Source organism: Streptomyces sp. NPDC001599 (assembly GCF_042893535.1).
Classification (GTDB): Bacteria; Actinomycetota; Actinomycetes; order Streptomycetales; family Streptomycetaceae; genus Streptomyces.
In genome coordinates, this window is record NZ_JBIAVA010000006.1 from 67,951 (window position 1) to 81,854 (window position 13,904).

Here is a 13,904-nt window from a genome sequence, read left to right on the forward strand (position 1 = left end):
GACTCGTTGGGCACGCGCGGACGGGTTCCGCGGACCGCAGGCAGTTCAGGTACGACGGAGCGAAGCGATGGACGTCCACGATGTGCACCACTCCTACCGGCAGCACGCCGTCCTGCGGGGCGTCGGCCTCCGGCTGAGGCCCGGCACCCTGGCCGGGATCGTCGGCGAGAACGGTGCGGGCAAGACGACCCTGCTGAAGATCCTCTCCGGCGAACTCCGGCCGGACCGGGGGGCCGTGCACCACAGCGGCAGGTTCGGCTACTGCCCGCAGACCGTGGTGCTGGACGACTCCTTCACCGTCCGCCAGCATCTCGACTTCTTCAGGAGCGCGTTCGGCCTCACCGGCCTCGAACGGGCCGAGGAGGTGATGGAGACCCTGGCCTTCACCGAGTACCTCGACCAGCGCGCGGGCCGGCTCAGCGGCGGCTCGCGGCAGAAGCTCAACCTGACCCTGGCCCTCATGCACGACCCGGACGTACTCCTGCTGGACGAGCCCTACCAGGGCTTCGACTGGGAGACCTACCTGCGCTTCTGGGAACTGGCGACCAGGCTGCGCGACGCCGGGCGTTCGGTGCTGGTCGTCTCGCACCTCGCGTACGACATCGACCGGCTGGACCAGCTCTGGCGCCTGGAGGGCGGGCGCCTGCACCTCCAGGAACGGCGTACGGAGGCCGCGGCGTGAGGAGGCATCTGTCCCTGTTCGTCACGGCATCGCGGTACGCGCTGATCGGACACGCCCGCAACCGTTTCGCGATGCTGCTCGTGGTCGTGTACATCCCGGTGTGGATCGCCCTCGCCTATGTGACCATCCCCGATCAGCCCGCCCCGTTCCGGCTCCGGGCGACCGGCGAGGTGCTCTCCCCGCCCGGCAACCACCTCACCCAGATCACCGGCGCGCTGAACGCGGTCACTCTCATCGCCGGCTTCATGATGTTCGCGGCCACGTTCACCGGGGGCGCCTTCGACCGCCGGCTCGCGATGGCGGGCTACCCCCGGTACCACCTCGTCCTCGCCAAACTGTCCGCGCTCACGCTGGTCTGCGTCGCGATCTCCGTGTACGCCACCGCCGTCGCCGGGTTCGCCTGGACTCCGCGACAGCCCCTGCTGCTCACCGCCGCGCTGTTCGGCGCGGCCCTCACCTACGGGGCGCTCGGCGTGGTCTTCGGGTCGGTGCTCCGGCGCGAGGTCGAGGGGATGTTCGCGATCCTGATGATCAGCGTCCTCGACGTCGCCCTGCAGAACCCCCTCTCCAGCTCCGGGTCCGACAGCGCCGTCGTGCGCTTCCTCCCGACCTACGGAGCGGTTCAGGCCAGCATGTCCGCCGCCTTCTCCGACGCGTCGGGCGGCCGGGCGCTCCTGACCCAGTGCCTCTGGCTCACCGGCGCGTCGGCGGCGGCATTCCTGGTCTTCCGCCGACGTACCCGGAACGCGCTCGTGCGGCACGGGACACCACCGCTTCCGGCCCCCCGCGGCGCTGGAGCGAACGGGGGCCCCGGCGTTCACCGGCCCCCGGCAGAGCCGCCCCCGGCGGAGCCCCGCCCGGCGCCGGAAAGGGCGGGACCCGCCTGACCGCCCGGCTGCCCCCGGGGCCGCTCGGGGGACTCGTCCCTCGCACGGACGGCCGTCGACTCCGTGTTCGCCCCCTGCCCCGCAGATATGCCCGTGACCTGGTCACGCGGTGATCGTTCTGTAGCCGTCGGGCGCTGAATCGGTGCCCGGAACGACCCGTTCACCCGTGCAAGGAGCACCCCCCATGTCTCTCTCGCGTACCGCCCGGCGCGCCGTCCTCACCGCGGCCCTGGTCTCCGTCTCCACGCTGGCCGTTCCCTCCACCGCACAGGCCGCGGCGCTGCCGCCCGCGTGTCAGGAAGCGCTGCTCGAAACCCTCGACAAGTTCCCCGTCGTGGACTTCACGGTCCCCGACAAGGCCAAGAACACCATGATGGGCCAGGCGCTGGGGCTGAGCGAGGCCGACCAGGCAGTGTTCACCGAGGTGGCGTGCGCGGCCTGGAACACCTGGGCGACCCAGAACGGCCAGGCGGTCGCGACGGACCTGGACACCCGCTACCGGAACGCCGCCGGACCCGTGTGCAACAAGTTCGCCAGGTCCGCACTGGCGACGATCAAGAAGCACGCCCCGAACGTCCCGGCCGAGACCCGGGAGATGGAAAGGGTCGCCAAGACGGTCTGGCGCGACTCCATGGAGAAACTGGCCACGGACGCCACCAACGCCGACTGCCGTACGGCCTACAACGCGGTGAAGGCCGGCTGGTAGCCGGACGGCGCCTCTCCTCCTGATCCGGGCAGGCCACAGGACCCGCGAGAGCGGCACTCGGTGCCGGTACCGCGGGCCTTGTCTCAGGTCGTGACGCCCTGACCGGTGACGCCGGTGACGTGCTCCCGGATGGATGCCGCTGACGCGGAGGGGAACCGCTGGGCCGCGCCGTAGGAGCGGAGCCTGTCGGCGACGATCACCCGCGGCACCGCACCGGTGTTCCTCGACGGGCCCGAGCGGCGGTGGAGACGGGGTCACGTCACGCGACGGCGGTGCCCTCCAGCTCGACCATCTGACCGGGGATCGCCAGCCGTGTCACACCGAGCATGGTGGTGGTCGGAGCGACCGCGGCGGCTCCCAGACGGCCCGCCAGCACGCCGTAGTGCTGGAAGAGCAGATCGACGTCGGTCGTGTAGACGTTCAGCCGGACGAGGTTCGCGAGGGTCATGCCCGCCTCGCCGAGCACCGCCTCGATGTTGTCGACGGCCAGCGCCAACTGCGCCGCCATGTCGCCGTCGTGCTCGGGCTTGCCCGCCTTGCTCATCGCCGTCTGGCCCGAGATGTACAGGGTGCGCGAGTGCCCGGAGACGACCTCGCCCTGATTGAAGCCCATCTCGACCGACCACGACACCGGGTTGACCGCGTTGCGTTGCATCGCCGCACCTGCTCCATTCGGTTCATGACACTGCGCACGCCCATCGCTTCGGCAGCCGCCGGGCTCTGACGTCGTGCGATGAAGCCTGGCAGGAATACATGACACCCTTGGTCATGTATTTCGCTACGGTTTGCCCATGCGCGCCGACCGATTGGTTTCCCTGGTCCTGTTGCTGCGGCAGCGAGGCCGGACGACCGCGGAGACGCTCGCCCGTGAGCTGGGGGTGTCGACCCGGACGGTGCTGCGCGACATGGAGGCACTCTCCGCGGCGGGGGTCCCGGTCTACGCGGAGCGCGGCCGGCACGGCGGGTTCGCGCTGCTGCCGGACTTCCGGACGGCGCTCACCGGTCTGAACCACGACGAGGCACTCGCTCTCGTGGTCGCCGGATCACGGCGCGGCGTGCAGCTGTTCGGTCTGGGATCGGCGCTCGCCTCAGCCGTACTGAAAGTGGTCGACGTGCTGCCGGAGGGGCTGCGGGACACCGCCGCCGGAGCGGCCCAGCGGCTGCTCATCGACCCGGAGACCGATCTCCTCTCGCGCCGCGTGGCCCCCGAGGAGGTCTCGGACTCCATCGCCGCAGCGGTCCGGCGGTCGGTGTTCGCCGGGCACAGACTGCGCATCCACTACGAGGCCGTGGGCCGGCCCCCGAAGTGGCGCACGGTGGACCCGATCGGCCTGGTCACCGTCAGGGATCAGGGATACCTGCTGGCCAAGCGGGGCACCGAGGACCGCACCTACCGGTTGAGCCGAATCCTGGCGGCCGAGGAGCTCGACGAACCCGCGCAGCGTTCGGACACGGTGGACCTGGACCGGGCCTGGCACGAACGCAACGTGCGGTTCCGGACCGGCGGCGACACCGCCGTCGTGGTGGTCCGCGTGGATCCCGACCGCCGGGAGCACCTGGTCGCCACCGCCCTGGCGGTCCGCTCCGAGGAGACCGGCGAGGACGGCCGGCTCCGGCTGCACGTCGTCTTCCAGGACGCGCGGCACGCGGAATGGGCGCTGTGGCAGCACGCCGAGTACACCGAGGTGGAGGCCCCGCAGTGGCTGCGCGCCTCCCTGCACGACCGCGCGACGGCGATCGCGGCCCGCTATGGGCCACCGACCTGAAAGCTCCGTCCACTCCCGCGAGTTCGAGCTGAAGGCCCTGCTCGGCGGCGCGACCTGCGTGGGCGCCCTGCGCCGGCGAAGGGCGGTCAGGCCTGTTCGAAGTGGAACGACTTGATGAAGCAGTCCCGGGGCTGGGCGACGGCGAAGAGGATGCACTCCACGAGCGACCGCGCGGTGAGGGCGTCCTCGGCTCTGCGCGAAGTGGTCTCCCACTCCGCGGAGAGCGGGTCGGTGTTGTCGAAGTCGGGCGGGTAGAGCGAGATCACCCGGACTCCCTGGGAGCGCAGGCGCTTGGAGAGGATCTCGGTGAACCCTGCCTGGGCGCTCTTGGCGGCGTAGAAGGCGTCGTGCGCGTCCGAGCGGTGGTGGCCCGGGGTTCCGCAGGCGGAGACCATCGTCACGACATCGGGTGTGTCCGAGTTGAGCAGGAGGGGCAGGAAGTTCTTCGTGGTCAGGACCGTGCCGGTGGCGCCGGAGGCGAGGGTGTCGACGACGTCGGCGTCGGTTGCCGACAGGAGGTCCGGCCCCGCGAGGTAGCGGGAGCCGTTGTTGACGAGTACGTCGACGCGGTCGGTGTGTTCCGCGACGCCGGAGGCGAAGTCGCGGATCGAGGCGGGATCGGTCAGGTCGCAGGCGAAGGCGTGCACCCTGTGGTGTCCGCGGTCGCGGATCTCGTCGCCGACCCGTTGGGCGGCGGCGAGTTGGCGGGCCGAGAGGAAGACCTCGGCGCCGAGGTCCGCGAGGCGGATGGCCAGGGTTCGTCCGAAGTCCCGGCCGGCGGCCGTGATGACGACGCGGTGGTTGTCCCATCTCATGGTGTCGTTCCCCAGTCGCCGGTTCGTGGAGCGGGTGGCGCCGTGCGCCGCGGCTCTACGCTATCGGCCATGGTCGCTCACGAACGGTCGTTCACAGTCAATGATGATGTCGAGGTGCCCAGCCCTGGTGCGGACGAGGTCTGGACCGTGGGCGCGGTTGTCCTCGATCGGGAGGGCCGTGCCTTTGCCCAGAAGAGGAGCCGGGACCGTCGCCTGTTCCCCGGGGCCTGGGACATCGTGGGCGGTCATGTCGAGGAGGGCGAGACGCTTCTGGAGGCACTCGCACGTGAGGTCGAGGAGGAGACCGGCTGGCGCCTCACCCGCGTGCGACGGTTCCTCGGCACCACGACCTGGACGGGGGACGACGGCGGTGGCCTGCGTCACGAGGCCGACTACCTGGTCGAGGTGCACGGCGACCTGGACCACCCGAGGCTGGAACGGTCCAAGCACTCCGCCTACGACTGGTTCGGCCCCGGCGATCTCACCCGCCTCAAGGAGAACCGCGGACCAGGGGAGTACCTGATCCACGACCTCATAGCGAGTGCCGTTGCCGACTCGCTCTTCGACTTCCTCCGGGCGGACGCCCTCACCAGCACGGACCAGCTGCGTGAGCTCTACCCGCAGCCGAACCCGAACTCGCTGCGCAAGGAGACCGACCGCCTGACCGAGGAGACCCGGGCGCTGATCGGCTGTTCCTCACTGGTGTTCATCGGCAGTGCGGACCGCGAGGGCCGGGCGGACGTGACGCCACGTGGCGGGCCGGCCGGGTTCGTCTCGGTACTGGACGAGCAGACCCTGGTGATCCCCGACGCGACCGGCAACAAACGGCTCGACACCGTGCGCAACGTGCTGGAGACCGGACGCCTCGGGCTGCTCTTTCTCGTCCCCGGGCGCCCGACCACGCTGCGGGTCAACGGACGCGCCTGTGTCTCGGCGCGCCCGGAGCTGCTCTCCCACCTCACTCCCGTCGGAAAGCCGCCGGTCACCGCCCTGGTGGTGCAGGTCGAGCAGGTCTATCCGCACTGCCCGAAGTCACTGATGCGCGCCAACGCCTGGCGACCGGAACGGTGGCCGTCCGCCGACGCCCAGCCGACCAGCGCAGAGGTGACCCTGGCGCAGCTGAACCTGCCCGGCCTGACCCTGGACCAGATCGAGGAGGCCGAACGGGAGTCGCTGCGCCTGCGCTACGAATGACGACGACGAGTCGACGAGCGCCGATGAGCCGACGGGATGTCGGCTCCGCACGCAGGGGCGGGGTTCGCGGCGAGCAGACCGATCGCGAGGGTCGCCGCCGGCACGGCGGCGACCCGGGACCGTCAGTACTGTCCGGTCAGGTGCGGGTCCAGCGTTGGTTGCTGCCGTTGGTGCAGGTGTAGAGCTGGATCAGGGTGCCGTTGGCCGTGCCGTTCCCGACGGCGTCGAGGCAGAGGCCGGACTGGACGCCGACGACGGAACCGTCGGAGTTGAGGCGCCATTTCTGGTTGTCGCCGCCCCAGCAGCCGTAGATCTGGACCTTGGTGCCGTTGCCGGTGCCGGCGGCGTCCAGGCACTTGTCGCCGTAGACCCTGAGCTCTCCGGCGTCGGTGTACGTCCACTGCTGGTTGGTGCCGCTGTGGCAGTCCCACAGCTGGAGCTGGGTGCCGTCGGAGGTACTGGCGTCGGGCACGTCGAGGCAGCGGCCCGAACCGACGCCCTTGATCTGTCCCCCTTCCGCAGGGGGCTCCGAGGAGTCGCCGCCGTTGAGTGCGTCGAGGACGGCGGTGTACGCGGCCTTCTTGCTGCCGTCGTTGTTGAACAGCAACGGCGTCTGCTCCGATCGCCAGGAGTCGCTGTCGCGCACACCCCAGACGGTGATGCCGAGGCAGCGCGAGACGGCCAGGCAGTCGTTGGTCACGTTGGCGTAGGTCGAGGCCGGGGCGCCCTGGATGTCGAGTTCGGTGATGGCCACGTCGACCCCGAGGGCGGCGAAGTTCTGCAGGGTGGTGCGGAAGTTGCTGTTGTAGGGGCTGCCGCTGTTGAAGTGCGACTGGAAACCGACGCAGTCGATCGGCACGCCGCGCTGCTTGAAGTCCCGCACCATGTTGTACATGGCCTGGGTCTTGGCCCAGGTCCAGTTCTCGACGTTGTAGTCGTTGTAGCAGAGCTTGGCGGACGGGTCGGCGGCACGCGCGGTGCGGAAGGCGACCTCGATCCAGTCGTTGCCGCTGCGTTGCAGGTTGGAGTCCCGCCGGGCTCCCGAACTGCCGTCTGCGAAGGCCTCGTTCACGACGTCCCACTGGACGATCTTGCCCTTGTAGTGGGCCATCACGCCGTTGATGTGGTCGATCATCGCCTGGCGCAGTGCGCTGCCGCTGAGGCTCTGCATCCAGCCGGGCTGCTGGGAGTGCCAGGCCAGGGTGTGGCCGCGTACCTGTTTGCCGTTCTGCACCGCCCAGTTGTAGACGCGGTCGGCTGAGCTGAAGTTGAACTGGCCCCGCTGCGGTTCGGTGGCGTCGATCTTCATCTCGTTCTCGGCCGTCACCATGTTGAACTCACGGCCCGCGATCGACGTGTACGTCGAGTCGCTCAGCCTGCCCGAGGCGATGGCGGTGCCGAAGTAGCGGCCGCTCTGCGCCGCCGCGGCTCCGAGCGTGCTCTCGGCGGCGTGTGCTCTCGGCGGCGCGATCAGTGCGGTGGCCGTGCCGAGGACGCCGACGACCAGCGCCAACAGCAGGACGCGAATGCTCCTGCGGACACCGGATCTGGGAAGGGCGTAGGAGCCCATGACTGTGCCTCCAAAGTAGTGGTCGCGGAAGGACTGGAGCGCAGGGAAGTCAGACAGGAATGATTGAGGTGTTGACGATGCTCGGTCAATACTTGGCACCGGAAAAGTTTCAGTTCTTCTGCGAAAGTTTCGAAGCCGAGTGAGCCAGGCCTGATCTGCGAGGTTTTGAGCCACCGCTGGGCGACGTGCCAGGTGACGTGCGATATCGGGTGGGTCGCTTCTCTTGAAAGTTTCGAGGTGGCGGCGATGCATGCGAGGGGTATTGACGGCGTTCGCCGGTTCTCTATGATGCGGAGCGCTCGACTCTTCGACCGATGTTCGAAATTACGAACATGCTGTGTCGCTCTCCAGCCCGGCAAGGAACCGCCCACCCAAGTTGAGGGAGTTCCCATGCACAGAGGAAGTTTCCGCCGCGGGCATACGTCCGCGGTGCTCGCCGCCGTGGTCGCGGCCCTGTCCGCGCTGGCGGCGCTGCTCGTCGCCACCGCCCCCGCCCAGGCGGCCGGCAGCGGCGCCCTGCGCGGTGTCGGTTCGAACCGGTGTCTCGACGTGCTGGGCGGCAGCCAGACCGACGGCGCGCTCCTGCAGATGTACGACTGCTGGGGCGGCACCAACCAGCAGTGGACGTCGACGGACACCAATCAGCTCACCGTGTACGGCAACAAGTGCCTGGATGTTCCGGGGCACGCCACCGCGCCCGGCACCCGGGTGCAGATCTGGTCCTGCACCGGCGGAGCGAACCAGCAGTGGCGGGTGAATTCCGACGGCACGGTCGTCGGCGTGGAGTCCGGGCTGTGCCTGGAGGCCGCGGGCGCCGGCACGGCCAACGGCACGGCGGTGCAGCTCTGGACGTGCAACGGCGGCGGCAACCAGAAGTGGACCGGTCTGACCGGTACGCCGCCGACGGACGGCACGTGTGCTCTTCCGTCGACGTACCGGTGGTCCTCGACCGGGGTCCTGGCACAGCCGAGGAGCGGGTGGGTCGCGCTGAAGGACTTCACCACGGTGACGCACAACGGCAGGCACCTGGTCTACGGGTCGACCTCGTCGGGGTCGTCGTACGGCTCGATGGTGTTCAGCCCCTTCACCAACTGGTCGGACATGGCGTCGGCCGGCCAGAACGCGATGAACCAGGCCGCGGTGGCGCCCACGCTGTTCTACTTCGCGCCCAAGAACATCTGGGTGCTCGCGTACCAGTGGGGCTCCTGGCCCTTCATCTACCGCACGTCGAGCGACCCCACCGACCCCAACGGCTGGTCCGCTCCGCAGCCGCTGTTCACCGGGAGCATCTCCGGCTCCGACACCGGCCCGATCGACCAGACCCTGATCGCCGACGGGCAGAACATGTACCTGTTCTTCGCCGGTGACAACGGCAAGATCTACCGGGCGAGCATGCCGATCGGAAACTTCCCGGGCAACTTCGGTTCCTCGTACACGACGATCATGAGCGACACGAAGGCCAACCTGTTCGAGGGCGTGCAGGTCTACAAGGTCCAGGGCCAGAACCAGTACCTCATGATCGTCGAGGCGATGGGGGCGAACGGGCGCTACTTCCGTTCCTTCACGGCCTCCAGTCTGAACGGGTCGTGGACGCCGCAGGCCGCCAGTGAGAGCAACCCCTTCGCGGGCAAGGCCAACAGCGGGGCCACCTGGACCAACGACATCAGCCACGGTGACCTGGTCCGCGACAACCCCGACCAGACCATGACCATCGACCCCTGCAACCTGCAATTCCTCTACCAGGGCAAGTCCCCGAACGCGGGTGGGGACTACAACTCGCTGCCGTGGCGGCCGGGTGTCCTCACCCTCCGGCGCTGATCTTCGCGATGGACGGTGACGCCGTGCGCTGCGGTGAGCGGCGTACGGCGAGTACCGCCAAGTCGTCCTGCTGCGCGCCCTCGGTGTAGGCGTGGACGTCGTCGACGAGTGCGTGGGTGAGCCGGCCCGCGGTGATGTCGACGTGGCCGGCGAGGCGTGTCTCCAGCGGGTAGAAGGTGCCGGCGGGGGAGCGGGCCTCGGTGAGTCCGTCGGTGCACAGCAGCAGCGTCGCCCCGGCGGGGAAGGGGAACCAGGACACCGTGCGCGGCTCGTCGACGAGGTCTGCCAGGCCGAGCGGCGCATGCTCCGTCCCGCCGCCCACGGCGGTGACGGTCCCGTCGTGCAGCAGATACGGCGGGATGTGGCCGCACGTGACCAGCTGGGTCTCGGCGCCGGTGTCCACTCCCAGGACGACGGCGGTGACGAACCGTTCCGGCTCACCGCGCTGTTCCGCGTAGCCGTTGTGCCGGACCACCGCGGCCTCCAGCGCGTCCACGAGCGCGGTGACCGTCGGTTCGCGGTGGGCGGCTTCGCGGAAGGCACCGACCACGTCGATGGCCATGCCGATGGCGGGGAGCCCCTTGCCCTGGACGTCGCCGATCAATACCCGGGTGCCCCAGGGGGTGGCCGCCACGTCGTAGATGTCGCCGCCGACGAGTTTGTCCTGCTGCACCGGCTCGTACACGCCGTCCACGAGTACGTCGTCGGTGAGCAGCGGCAGCGGACGCAGGATCTGCCGCTGCATCGCGGCGGCGGTCGACCGCAGACGCACCAGCGTCCCCTCGCGCGTGATGCGCAGCCAGGATCCGTAGACGGCCAGTGCGCCGAAGCCGAGGGCGAACAGGGCCAGGGTCACCCGGTCGGCGAGCTGCTCCGTGGACAGGGCCACGGGCACGATGACGACGATGCTCACCCAGGCGGAGACGAACGTGGTCTGGCGTGGGGTGCACAGCGCGGAGGCGAAGGCGGGGAGAAACACGAGCAGCCCGATCAGGAGCACGGCGGTCTCGGTCACCGCGCCGAGGACGACCGTCACGACCGTCGCCGCGACCGTCACCAGGGCGACGACACGCGTGGGAGGCGTGCGGATCGAGGTGCCGTCGTCCAGGTCCGCGCCGCCCTCCGCAGGGGCCGGGGCCGCACGCGACGGACGGAACATGCGCGCAACCTCCGGTGGCGGTGTGATCGGCCGGTGTGATCGGCCGGTGTGATCGGGTGGTGTGATCAGGCGGTGTGATCGGGTGGTGTGATCAGGCGGTGTGATCGGGTGGTGTGATCAGGCGGTGTGATCGGGCGGTGGAGTGCCGCATGCGGCGACAGACGGGCGTCCTCGATCATCCAATCCGGTTGAAGTGCTGGAAGGAGGCTGGCCGTACCCGTGCCGAAGTGCGTCCACCCGGGTGATTCCGGCGGGAACCTTCGGCCGGCTGCCGGACATGGACAGGGTATGGAACTGAACGACGCCGGTCCTGCCGTACCGGTCGGCCGGGTGTCCGACCGGGAGCTGTGGGCGAGGGCCGTCGACGGCGATCGCGAGGCCTTCGGCCGGATCTTCGACCGTCACGGGAAGGCCGTCTACAACCATCTGTTCCGGCGGACGGCCGACTGGTCCGAGGCCGAGGACCTCACGTCCACGGTGTTCCTGCACGCCTGGCGACGGCGGTCGGAGACGGTGCTCGACCGCGACTCGGCGCTGCCGTGGCTGCTCGGCATAGCCAACGGCCAGTTGTCGAACACCAGGAGGCGGCTGAGACGGGCCGAGGCGTTGCTGCACCGGCTCGTCTCCCACGAGGAGTCGGTGGGCGACCACGCGGACCGGGTCGCCGGGCTGGTCGACGACGAGCGCCGTATGTCGGAGATCCACCGGGCGCTGGCCCGGCTGCCGCGGCACGAGCGCGAGGTCGTCGAACTCTGTGTCTGGTCGGGCCTCGACCAGCAGGCGGCCGCGGCGGTGCTGAAGGTGGCGGTGGGAACCGTGAAGTCCCGGCTGCACCGGGCGCGGCGCAGGCTGGGGGCCGACCTCGGCGGAGCCGCGGCCCCACCGCCGTGCAGTTCCAGGAATCCCGTCAACGAGAAGGAGGTCGCACGATGAACGACCCGCAGGGCGTTCCCGCGGCTCCTTCCGATCGTGATCTGCCGAACCACCGGCGGACCCGAGAGGAACTACTCATGAAGATCGGTCCACAGGACAACGGGGCCTCGCCGCAGCGCAGATGGGGACTCGGGTGGGGCGTGCCGCTCGGTGTCGCCACCGGTGTGACGGCGGTGAGCGTCGCGGCCGTGGTCGTCCTCGGCGGATCGGGGAGCGCCGGACCGGGTGCCGCCGACCCCGCGCACGGCGGCGGAGGCCCGGCCAACTCCACTCCGGCGCCGAGGCCGAGCGCATCGTCCTCGCCCGGCGGGACCTCGCCCGAGGCCGACTTCACCGTCACCGACGCGACCACGACCCCGATCGACGCCGGGACGGCCACCCGGATCCTCTCCTCCTGCCTGGGGCCGGACGCGTCGCGCTACCACGCCGTCGTCGCGGTCCGCACGCCCCTCGCCACCCAGGACTGGGACGGCGTGGTCGTCGCCGTCGACTCCGCCGGCCAGTACGTGCAGTGCCAGTCGAAGGGCGACAAGGGCACCAGCCAGGACTCCCCGCCCACCTTCATCAACGACCGACTGTGGGGCACCGGTCGGATCGTCGAGTACTTCGACTCCATGCTCGTGCCCGCAGGAGAGGGGAAGTACCTCACGCTGGGCGCCGGGCACTACTCGTCCGACGTCGCCAAGATCACCATCAGCTACGGGGAGGACCCGAAGCAGTACCCGGCCCGCATGGCCGGCGGCGCGTTCGTCTACGGGGCCGCGCTCTCCCCGGACACGCCACCCGGCCCGCGCTACACGGGCCCGAGCCCCTACGTCCATGCCTACGACGCGTCGGGCAGGGAGATCTACAACCAGGCCGAGGATCCGAAGTTCACCGACCGGGAGTAGGGCCGCCGTCCTGGCCCCGGGGGGAGATCCGGCGGAGGAACTCCAGTGTCCAGGCGTGCTGTTCCTCGGTGTCCGGCACCTTGGCGCGCCGAGCGCGTCGCACGGCGGCCCAGGCGGTCTCCGGTGCCGAGCCCTCCAGCATCATCAGGCAGACCGCGATCAGGGAGGATCTGCCGATGCCGCAGCGGCAGTGCGCGACGACATGGGCGCCGGTCCGCAACCCCTCGGTCAGCTCCCGCAGCGGCGGCAGTACCGCGGGCGCGGACGGGACCGTGAAGTCGGGGACGGGCAGGGCGACGAACCGCAGTCCGGCGGCCTCGGCGAGGCGGGGCTCGTCGGCGAGTCCCAGTTCGGCGCGCTCCGCCTCGGGGAGGGCGCAGACGAGCACGTCGACGCCGGCGTCGCGCAGGGCCGCCATGTCGCCGGCCAGGTGCGCGCCGCCGCGCGGCCGCGCCATGGTGCTCAGTCGGCCCGGCCGGTGCGGACGGTCGACGGTGTAAAGGAGGGGGCCGGACGGCTCGGGCGTCACGCGGACGCACCCGGCGCGAGCCAGCGGTAGCGACTGCCGCACTCGTCGGTGAGCCAGCCGTTCAGGCTGCTCAGGCCGCGCTCGTTGACCTGCCCGTCGTGGATGCCGAAGGCCCGTTCCGGGGCGGCGGCGCGGACGAAGTCGATGGCCTCGTCCGTCTTCATCCACGACCCCTGAAGGGGCACCAGCAGGGTCTCCACCGGCCGGTCGGGCAGGTGGAGGGAGTCCCCGGGGTGGTAGAGGCGGTCGTCCACGAGGTAGCCCAGGTTCGCGCAGTCCGGGCGATCGCCGTAGATGCGCGCGTGCCGCCCGCCCCGGGGGGTCACCCGGAACCCGGCCGCGGTGAATTCCTCGCCGGCGACGACACCGTTGAAGTCCAGTCCCGGGAGCCGCGCCGACTCGGGGGCGTAGACGGGCACGTCCAGTCCCTTCAGCCGCAACAGGTCGACATGGTCGTTGTGTTCATGCGTGACCAGGATCGCGTCCGCACCGGCGAGCGCCTCGGGCTCGCTCCACACACCGGGATCGACGACCAGCGTGCCGCCCTCGTGCTCCAGGCGGACGCAGGAATGGACGTATTTGATAATCCGCACCCAGGTGAGCATAGCCCGGGGCATACGCGGGGCACCTTCGGTCAGTGGCCGGAAACGTCCTCCGCGGTGGCCCCGAAGAGCCCAGGCCGAGCAGTGCGTTTCCGGGAGCGCCCGGCGTTCCGCGGGAGCGACATCGCGTCAACTTGACTGCGTGTCCCCAGAGTTCACCTTGTGGCAAGAGTGGCTTGCGGTTAGCTTCATCTCATGGACACATCAAACGAGAAAACCGAGGAACTGGCCGACCTGGCCGAGCTGGAATTCTCTCCGATCACCCCGGAGGAAGCCGCTGACCTGGATGACCGGGTGTACCTGCTCGGTGTCCGCCCGGAGTTCGTGAACCGTTAGGGTCCGGGGATTCGGTA

16 protein-coding genes and 1 pseudogene are annotated in these 13,904 nt (G+C 70.0%); 10 read left to right on the forward strand and 7 right to left on the reverse strand.

Translation table 11 applies throughout. The features are described from left to right. Nucleotides 1–67: 67 nt before the first annotated feature. The 3 genes from ACFYZ3_RS17305 to ACFYZ3_RS17315 all read left to right on the forward strand — a co-directional run bounded on the left by ACFYZ3_RS17305 (nt 68) and on the right by ACFYZ3_RS17315 (nt 2,275). The gene (locus tag ACFYZ3_RS17305; protein WP_388517986.1) at nt 68–682 is read left to right on the forward strand and encodes an ABC transporter ATP-binding protein; all 615 of its coding nucleotides are present in this window, start codon (nt 68–70) and stop codon (nt 680–682) included. Then, nucleotides 679–1,569 (forward strand): ABC transporter permease, encoded by an 891-nt coding sequence (locus ACFYZ3_RS17310; RefSeq protein ID WP_388517989.1) that lies wholly within the window; start codon nt 679–681, stop codon nt 1,567–1,569. Before ACFYZ3_RS17305 ends, ACFYZ3_RS17310 begins: the two co-directional genes overlap by 4 nt. A 184-nt stretch (nt 1,570–1,753) precedes the next feature. Beyond that, nucleotides 1,754–2,275 carry a hypothetical protein gene (locus ACFYZ3_RS17315; RefSeq protein ID WP_388517992.1) on the forward strand — a complete coding sequence of 174 codons (522 nt, stop codon included), beginning with the start codon at nt 1,754–1,756 and terminating at the stop codon, nt 2,273–2,275. Nucleotides 2,276–2,358: 83 nt separating this feature from the next. Here the strand turns inward: ACFYZ3_RS17315 and ACFYZ3_RS17320 are convergent, their stop codons facing one another. Both ACFYZ3_RS17320 and ACFYZ3_RS17325 read right to left on the reverse strand, forming a co-directional pair. Beyond that, nucleotides 2,359–2,484: a hypothetical protein gene (locus tag ACFYZ3_RS17320; protein ID WP_388517995.1), complete on the reverse strand. Its 126-nt coding sequence runs from the start codon at nt 2,482–2,484 to the stop codon at nt 2,359–2,361. 50 nt (nt 2,485–2,534) lie between these two features. Then, the gene (locus ACFYZ3_RS17325; RefSeq protein ID WP_388517998.1) at nt 2,535–2,930 is read right to left on the reverse strand and encodes a RidA family protein; all 396 of its coding nucleotides are present in this window, start codon (nt 2,928–2,930) and stop codon (nt 2,535–2,537) included. 136 nt (nt 2,931–3,066) lie between these two features. Here ACFYZ3_RS17325 and ACFYZ3_RS17330 point away from each other — a divergent pair, with 136 nt between their 5' ends. Then, nucleotides 3,067–4,041: a helix-turn-helix transcriptional regulator gene (locus ACFYZ3_RS17330; RefSeq protein ID WP_388518001.1), complete on the forward strand. Its 975-nt coding sequence runs from the start codon at nt 3,067–3,069 to the stop codon at nt 4,039–4,041. Between the two features lie 86 nt (nt 4,042–4,127). Here ACFYZ3_RS17330 and ACFYZ3_RS17335 read toward each other — a convergent pair whose 3' ends face one another. Beyond that, nucleotides 4,128–4,856 carry an SDR family oxidoreductase gene (locus ACFYZ3_RS17335; protein WP_388518004.1) on the reverse strand — a complete coding sequence of 243 codons (729 nt, stop codon included), beginning with the start codon at nt 4,854–4,856 and terminating at the stop codon, nt 4,128–4,130. A gap of 69 nt (nt 4,857–4,925) precedes the next feature. On the opposite strand from ACFYZ3_RS17335, the pseudogene ACFYZ3_RS17340 reads away from it, so the two are divergent. Beyond that, a pseudogene (locus ACFYZ3_RS17340) lies at nt 4,926–5,348 on the forward strand (NUDIX hydrolase); the annotation flags it as partial. Between the two features lie 42 nt (nt 5,349–5,390). Continuing rightward, a complete protein-coding gene (locus ACFYZ3_RS17345; protein ID WP_388518736.1) occupies nt 5,391–6,050 on the forward strand; it encodes an MSMEG_1061 family FMN-dependent PPOX-type flavoprotein in 660 nt (219 codons plus the stop codon). A gap of 136 nt (nt 6,051–6,186) precedes the next feature. Here ACFYZ3_RS17345 and ACFYZ3_RS17350 read toward each other — a convergent pair whose 3' ends face one another. Then, nucleotides 6,187–7,620 carry an endo-1,4-beta-xylanase gene (locus ACFYZ3_RS17350; protein ID WP_388518007.1) on the reverse strand — a complete coding sequence of 478 codons (1,434 nt, stop codon included), beginning with the start codon at nt 7,618–7,620 and terminating at the stop codon, nt 6,187–6,189. Between the two features lie 390 nt (nt 7,621–8,010). Between ACFYZ3_RS17350 and ACFYZ3_RS17355 the strand changes: the two genes are divergently transcribed. After that, nucleotides 8,011–9,438 (forward strand): non-reducing end alpha-L-arabinofuranosidase family hydrolase, encoded by a 1,428-nt coding sequence (locus tag ACFYZ3_RS17355; protein WP_388518010.1) that lies wholly within the window; start codon nt 8,011–8,013, stop codon nt 9,436–9,438. Here ACFYZ3_RS17355 and ACFYZ3_RS17360 read toward each other — a convergent pair. Beyond that, the gene (locus ACFYZ3_RS17360) at nt 9,422–10,597 is read right to left on the reverse strand and encodes a PP2C family protein-serine/threonine phosphatase (protein WP_388518013.1); all 1,176 of its coding nucleotides are present in this window, start codon (nt 10,595–10,597) and stop codon (nt 9,422–9,424) included. The two genes, ACFYZ3_RS17355 and ACFYZ3_RS17360, sit on opposite strands and share 17 nt — an antisense overlap. 288 nt (nt 10,598–10,885) lie before the next feature. Here ACFYZ3_RS17360 and ACFYZ3_RS17365 point away from each other — a divergent pair, with 288 nt between their 5' ends. Together ACFYZ3_RS17365 and ACFYZ3_RS17370 are read left to right on the forward strand one after the other, a co-directional pair. Next, complete coding sequence (locus ACFYZ3_RS17365) at nt 10,886–11,530, forward strand: RNA polymerase sigma factor (RefSeq protein ID WP_388518016.1); 645 nt, start codon at nt 10,886–10,888, stop codon at nt 11,528–11,530. Nucleotides 11,531–11,607: 77 nt separating this feature from the next. Beyond that, a complete protein-coding gene (locus ACFYZ3_RS17370; RefSeq protein WP_388518019.1) occupies nt 11,608–12,420 on the forward strand; it encodes a hypothetical protein in 813 nt (270 codons plus the stop codon). Here the strand turns inward: ACFYZ3_RS17370 and ACFYZ3_RS17375 are convergent. Further along, nucleotides 12,404–12,949, reverse strand: a complete 546-nt coding sequence (locus ACFYZ3_RS17375; RefSeq protein ID WP_388518022.1) for a tyrosine protein phosphatase — start codon at nt 12,947–12,949, stop codon at nt 12,404–12,406. The two genes, ACFYZ3_RS17370 and ACFYZ3_RS17375, sit on opposite strands and share 17 nt — an antisense overlap. Then, the gene (locus ACFYZ3_RS17380; protein WP_388518739.1) at nt 12,946–13,554 is read right to left on the reverse strand and encodes an MBL fold metallo-hydrolase; all 609 of its coding nucleotides are present in this window, start codon (nt 13,552–13,554) and stop codon (nt 12,946–12,948) included. Before ACFYZ3_RS17380 ends, ACFYZ3_RS17375 begins: the two co-directional genes overlap by 4 nt. A 192-nt stretch (nt 13,555–13,746) precedes the next feature. Here ACFYZ3_RS17380 and ACFYZ3_RS17385 point away from each other — a divergent pair, with 192 nt between their 5' ends. After that, nucleotides 13,747–13,887: a hypothetical protein gene (locus ACFYZ3_RS17385; RefSeq protein WP_162833366.1), complete on the forward strand. Its 141-nt coding sequence runs from the start codon at nt 13,747–13,749 to the stop codon at nt 13,885–13,887. Nucleotides 13,888–13,904 lie beyond the last annotated feature (17 nt).